The sequence below is a fragment of the Deltaproteobacteria bacterium genome (assembly GCA_016210005.1).
Lineage (GTDB): Bacteria > Desulfobacterota > Binatia > HRBIN30 > JACQVA1 > JACQVA1.
The window spans coordinates 58,479-64,478 of sequence record JACQVA010000147.1 but is presented as its reverse complement, the minus strand read 5'-3'; the positions used below and the strand labels follow the sequence as shown (position 1 = coordinate 64,478).

The following is a 6,000-nucleotide window of genomic DNA, read 5'->3' as shown; positions in this document are numbered from 1 at the left end:
CGCAATTCGTCATTCCCGCGAAAGCGGGAATCCACGGCACCGGCTCGCTACCACCCGCCAGCGCTACACGATCTCGTCATCGAGGTCTCGCCAGTCCGGGTTCTGAGCTTCGATCAGCTCGATCTTCCAGCCAGCTTGTCAACGCCGTACTTGGCCGAAACACCCTCCACTACCTTGCTCTTATGCTGCCACCCCCGCGTTGCCGGCTGTGAGGTCACCCCAATGTACAGCGTGCCGTTCCGTTTGCTGGCCAGGATGTCAACGCAGAACTGCTTGTCCATAGCGCCAAACGCCAAACTGGATTCCCGCTTTCGCGGGAATGACGGCCATAACACCGAACCACGTTACCCACAAATTTGTCGCGCACCCTCCTCTTTCGCACCGGGGCCGGCTGGTCCATACTGGAGGCGACGGCAGGAGGAGATTGCCATGCGCAAGAACGAGCTGGACGCGCTCAGGAGCACGCTGCTGCACCAGCGCAGCGTGTTGCTCAAAGAGGTCGCGGATACGGAAGCCGACTTAGCCACTCTCGAAGCTATGCGCGAGAGCGAACTCGAGGAGTGCGCGCAAGACGAGCGCCTCACCCGGCTGCTCGACCGGCTCGACCGGCGCGCCAAAGCCGAAGTCGAGGACATCGATCGGGCGCTGGCTCGCTGCGCCGATGGCCGGTACGGCATCTGCACGCAATGTGCTCAGCCGATTGCCGCCGCGCGGCTGCGTGTGCTGCCCGCCGCGGCGCTCTGCATCACCTGCGCCAGCGCCCTGGGGCGGAGGCCGCCGGCAGCGGCGGCCGCGGAGCCTGAGAGCGAGCCTCCGGCACGGGCCGACTTGCCGCCGGAATACGCCCTGCTGAGCGACCACGAGTTGCAGGACGCCGTCAGCGCCCAGCTGGTGGCCGATGGCCGACTGGACCTCGACGAGCTTCGGATCGTCTGCCGCCACGGGGTGTTATACCTAGACGGCGACGTTCCCAGCGCCGCCGAGCACCAGATCCTGCTGCACACGGTCACTGACCTAATGGGTCTGACGGCGGTGGTCGATCGCGTGCGCATTGAGCAAGCCCCGTGGCAACGCGAGGACCGCGCGCCGGGCGAGCTGCCGCCCGCAGAGCGCGTGCCGTGGCAAGAGCCGGCCACCACCGAAGACGTGGTGGAGGCGGGCGAGGACGGTGCCGACTACGACGCCCCCGACCGCCCGCTGCCGGACGAAGAGTAGCGCGTTAGCTGGAGCCGGCGTGCCCCCGCACCTCATCCGGCCGGATCACAGCCAATCGAACAGCATGGCCAGGCCGATGGCCACAAAGGCGAGCGCGCCCGCTTTGCGCAGCCACACCAGCGGCAACACTTCGGCGAACACGGCACCGATTGCGACACCCAGCAAGGTCACGCTTACTAGCGCCGCGCTCGCACCCAAGAACACACTCCAGGGGCGCCCCGAGGAGGCCACAAGCGTAATTACGGCCAGCTGAGTCTTGTCGCCCAGTTCGGCCAAGAAGATCGAGCCAAACGCGGCGGTAATGAGTTTCCAGTCCATCGCCTCACCTGTGGCAGATCGCCTCACGCGGTGATGCGCTCGCGGCCGGCCATGAACGGCCGCAGCACCTTGGGTATTACCACGCTGCCGTCTGCTTGCTGGTAGTTTTCGAGCACCGCGATTAGCACCCGCGGCAGCGCCAGGCCGGAGCCGTTGAGGGTGTGGACCAACTCGGGCTTGGCGCTGGGCGCGGAGCGGAAGCGGATATTGGTGCGCCGGGCTTGAAAGTCGGTGCAGTTGCTGCACGAGCTGACTTCGAGCCACTCGCCGCACCCCGGTGCCCACAACTCGATGTCGTACTTCTTGGCGGCCACGAAGCCGAGATCGCCGCTGCAGATGCTGATGACACGATGAGGAATCTCCAGCCGGCTGGCGACCTCGCTGGCATCGCTGAGAATCTGCTCGAGCGCGGCGGCGGACTGGCTCGGCTCGGTCAGTTTGTACAGCTCGACTTTGTCGAACTGGTGGCCGCGCTTGATGCCGCGCACGTCGCGCCCGGCCGACATCTTCTCGCGCCGAAAGCAGGCACTGTAGGCAACGTACGATAGCGGCAGCGTGCCGGGGGCGAGCACCTCGTCGCGGTGGAGGTTGGTGACCGGAATCTCCGCTGTCCCGACCATCCACAGATCATCTTCGAGGTCGTGATAGATGTTGTCCGCAAACTTGGGCAGCTGTCCGGCGCCGTACAGGCACTCTTGCTTGACCAGATAGGGCGGATAGATCTCGGTGTAGCCGTGCTCACGGGTGTGGAGCTCGAGCATCCACTGGATCAGCGCCCGCTGCAAGGCGGCGCCGGCGCCGCGCAGAACGTAGAAGCGCGAGCCCGAGAGCTTCACGCCACGATCGAAGTCGAGGATGCCGAGCTCAGGACCCAGCTCCCAATGCGGCTTGGGGGTGAAAGCGAAGGCACGCGGCTCGCCCTCGCTGCGCAGCACGGTATTGTCGCGGTCATCCTGACCGAGCGGCACGCTGGGATCAGGCAAGTTCGGCACTTCGAGCATGCGGGCGGTGAACGCCGCCTCGACTTCGGCGAGCTGCTGCTCGAAAGCGGCGATACGCTCGCCGAGGGCGCGCATCTCGGCCTTGAGGCGCTCGCGCTCTGCCGGTGCCTGCTTGCCGATGGTGCGCGAAGTCTCGCTGCGCTGCGCGCGCAGCGACTCGGACTGTGCGATCAACTCGCGCCGCTGTTTGTCGGTGGCGAGAATCTCGTCAATGGCGGCAGCGGCAAAGCCCACCTTGGCTAGCTCGGCTTTGACGAAATCCGAGCGCTCGCGAATTAGTCTGATGTCCAACATGGCGGCTTGGCGTTACCATGACGAAGCCGGAGCGACAAGAAGCGGTTGCTACCCGCGCGCCGATCACCGCCAGCCGGCCGACGAGCTTCAGTCGCGGTAACGCTTGACCAGGTCGCCGTAAGCGTCGATGCGGCGATCACGCAAGAACGGCCAGTGCTGGCGGGTCTCGGCAATCAGCGCCAGGTCACAACGGGCGAGCACGATTTCCTCGCTGCCGTGATCGGCGCGCGCCAGCACGCGGCCGAACGGATCGACGATGAACGACGCCCCCCAGAACTCGAGCGTACCCTCGTGGCCGACGCGATTGGCTGCGGCCACAAAGACGCCGTTGGCGATGGCGTGGCTACGCTGCATCGTCTGCCAGGCATCGTGCTGCGCGCTGCCGAACTCGGCCTTCTCCTCTCGGTGCCAAGCTATCGCCGTCGGGTAGAAGAGGATTTGGGCGCCGCCGAGCGCCGCCAGCCGCGCCGCCTCCGGGTACCACTGATCCCAACACACCAGCGGGGCGACGCTGGCGTAACGTGTGGCCAGGCTCCGAAAGCCTAGATCACCGGGAGTGAAGTAGAACTTCTCGTAGTAAAGCGGATCGTCCGGAATGTGCATCTTGCGGTAGACGCCCGCCAGGCTGCCGTCGGCATCGAATACGACGGCGGTGTTGTGATACAGCCCTGGGGCCCGGCACTCGAACAGCGAGCCGACAATTGCCACGCCGTGCTGCGCCGCGGCCCGGCTCAGCGCCGTGGTCGACGGGCCGGGAATGGGCTCGGCCAGCGCGAAGAACTTGTGCTCCTCGCTCTGGCAGAAATAGCGCGAGCAAAACAGCTCCGGCAGGCAAACGATCTGCGCCCCCCGCTGCGCCGCCTCGGCGATGCGGGCCAGGGCGGTGGCGAGGTTGGCGGCGGTATCCTCGGCGCAGCGCATCTGCACCAAAGCGACGACGACCGGGGTGGAGTCGGCGGTGCGCATGGCCGAGGCGACTATAACATTGGCCGCGGCTGGTCCATCATCGCGGGGCGAAGATCAGCACGTACTGATACGGCAGCAGCACGGGTTCGCCGAGCAGCTGATAACCCGCCCTCTGCAATTCCTCGACGACCTGTTCGCGCGCGAGCTTGTGCTCGACCGGCGGTCCTACCGGCGCCTCCTCCTTCTTGAAGTCGACGATGGCAACGCGGCCGCCGGGTTTGAGCGCGCGCTGCAGGCGGCGGAAGTAGTTCAGGCGGTCATCGATGTGATGGAAGGTGTCGACGATCAAGACCAAGTCGACCGCGCCGGCTGGTAGCCGCGGGTTGTCGAACGAGGCCAAGATCGGCGTCAGGTTGGCGCTGCCTTCGGTCTCGGCACGCTGGCGCAGGTGGCCCAGCAGATTCGGCTCGGGCTCGGCGGCCAGCACGCTACCGTTTTCGCCCACCGCCGTAGACAGGTAGCGGCTGAAGTAACCGGTGCCGGCCCCGATATCGGCCACGCACATGCCGGGCATGATGCCGAGCGCGTCCACCACCGCCCGTGGTTGCTGCCAGGCATCACGGGCCGGGTCGTCGAAGACCGCCTTCCAGTGCTCAACGTCCTCGAAGGAATGGCGGACGGTGGCGTCGTGCGCCCCGTGGCCGTGAGTCGCACCGTGCGGGTGATGTGAGCGGCCGGCGCAACCGAGCAGCGCCAACAGCAGCGGTAGCCACAACAGGCGCGAGCGCGGCAGCGGGGCGGCCTGAGGCGCAGCGCCACCGAGGTCTCGCTGGCGGTTCATGGTGGTGAGTCCTAGCACGGGCCGCCTTGCACGAGAAGGCCCGCGGGCCTGGTTCACGCCGACTGACTCGCCTCGCGCCGCAGTTGCGCGCGTAAATCGGGATGGGCGATGGCGACCAGAGCCTCGACCCGCTCGCGATCCGTCAGCATCGAGAGATTGGCGATGCCGTGCTCGGTGATGACGTACTGCACGTGGTGGCGCGGCGTGCTGATGCGGGTGCCGGCGGCGAGAGCGGGGACGATGGTCGATACCCGCTCTCCGCTTTTCAGCTGCACCGTCGAGTGCAGGCAGATGATGCTGCGCCCTTCGGGGCTGTCGTGCGCTCCGATTACGAACAGCTCGTGACCGCCGACGCCGGAGTACTGGCGCGAGCCGATGGTGTCGGCCATGACTTGACCCGACACGTCAACCGCCAGGGCGCCGTTGACACTCGTCATGCGCCGGTTCTGGCGGATTACGGCGGGGTCGTTCACCTGCGCCACCGGCAACAGGCGGACCTGGTGATTGTCCGCCATCCAGTCGTAGAGCGCGCGGCTGCCGGCGGCAAAGGTGCCGATCGAAAAGCCGTCGTAGATGCCCTTGTGGTTGGTGATCTTGCCCGCCTGGTGCAGCTGCATGATGCCGTCCACGATCATCTCGGAGTGGATTCCGAAATCCCCCTTTTGCCCTTCGGCCAAGAACGTGGCGACCAGGTTGGGGACCCCGCCGATGCCGAATTGCAGCGTCGCGCCGTCCTCGATCAGCGACTCGACCTGCGCGGCAATAATGCGGTCCTCCTCGGCCGGCAGCACCTCTGGCAGCTCGAAGACGGAGCGGTCCGATTCGATGAGGCAATCGATCTCCGAGACGTGGATGCGATGGCCGCCGTAGCGTCCGAGCCCGAGCACCCGGGGCATGTCGCGATAGACCTCGCCGATGGCCAGCCGCTCGGGGTCGCGCGCCGCCTCGATGAAGGCGTTAAAGGAGGCGCCGGCATGAAGCCCGAAGCTGAAGAAGCCGCGCTCGTCCATGGCGGCGAGCGCGGAGACCACCACGCGCGGCTTGGCCAGGCGGGCATAGCGCTCCCAACCGAGGAAATCGGCCGGCAAGTAGTCGATGCGCGCGCCCGCGGCTTTGAGCATACGCTCGATCGGACCATAGAAACCGCTGATCAAACGCACCCCGGGTTGTTGCAGTACGGCGTAGGGTTCGATGATGAGACCGGTAAAGATCGTCAGATCCTCGAAATCGTCGCGCTCGGCCAGGCCCGCGAGAAAGGCCGCCGGCTGCCCGCTGGCAATAGGCGCAGCGATGGTATCTCGCGGCCGGATGCGTTTGACCGCAGCCGACACCGAGCAGCACTTCTCCCGGTACAGCTGTTCAAGTTCCGCCCGCGACTGTGTCCGCATGGCCGCGCTTCTCCGTCTATTTCCTTCCCCTCGTCTC

6 protein-coding genes and 1 pseudogene are annotated in these 6,000 nt (G+C 66.3%); 1 reads left to right on the top strand and 6 read right to left on the bottom strand.

The window, feature by feature from the left end; all coding sequences use genetic code 11:
- Positions 1-63: 63 nt before the first annotated feature.
- Positions 64-281, bottom strand: a pseudogene (locus tag HY699_14275) (GIY-YIG nuclease family protein).
- Positions 282-429: 148 nt separating this feature from the next.
- Between HY699_14275 and HY699_14270 the strand changes: the two are divergent.
- On the top strand, positions 430-1,215 hold the full coding sequence (locus HY699_14270) for a TraR/DksA C4-type zinc finger protein (GenBank protein MBI4516972.1): 786 nt from the start codon (positions 430-432) through the stop codon (positions 1,213-1,215).
- Between the two features lie 45 nt (positions 1,216-1,260).
- Here the strand turns inward: HY699_14270 and HY699_14265 are convergent, their stop codons facing one another.
- The 5 genes from HY699_14265 to HY699_14245 all read right to left on the bottom strand — a co-directional run bounded on the left by HY699_14265 (position 1,261) and on the right by HY699_14245 (position 5,963).
- On the bottom strand, positions 1,261-1,533 hold the full coding sequence (locus HY699_14265) for a TMEM165/GDT1 family protein (protein ID MBI4516971.1): 273 nt from the start codon (positions 1,531-1,533) through the stop codon (positions 1,261-1,263).
- A 23-nt stretch (positions 1,534-1,556) separates the two neighbouring features.
- Positions 1,557-2,828: a serine--tRNA ligase gene (serS, locus tag HY699_14260; protein ID MBI4516970.1), complete on the bottom strand. Its 1,272-nt coding sequence runs from the start codon at positions 2,826-2,828 to the stop codon at positions 1,557-1,559.
- 87 nt (positions 2,829-2,915) lie between these two features.
- Positions 2,916-3,794: a carbon-nitrogen hydrolase gene (locus HY699_14255; protein ID MBI4516969.1), complete on the bottom strand. Its 879-nt coding sequence runs from the start codon at positions 3,792-3,794 to the stop codon at positions 2,916-2,918.
- Between the two features lie 37 nt (positions 3,795-3,831).
- Positions 3,832-4,575, bottom strand: coding sequence for a methyltransferase domain-containing protein (locus HY699_14250; protein ID MBI4516968.1), 744 nt, complete (start codon positions 4,573-4,575; stop codon positions 3,832-3,834).
- 53 nt (positions 4,576-4,628) lie between these two features.
- Positions 4,629-5,963, bottom strand: a complete 1,335-nt coding sequence (locus tag HY699_14245) for a 4-hydroxybutyrate CoA-transferase (protein MBI4516967.1) — start codon at positions 5,961-5,963, stop codon at positions 4,629-4,631.
- Positions 5,964-6,000: the final 37 nt, after the last annotated feature.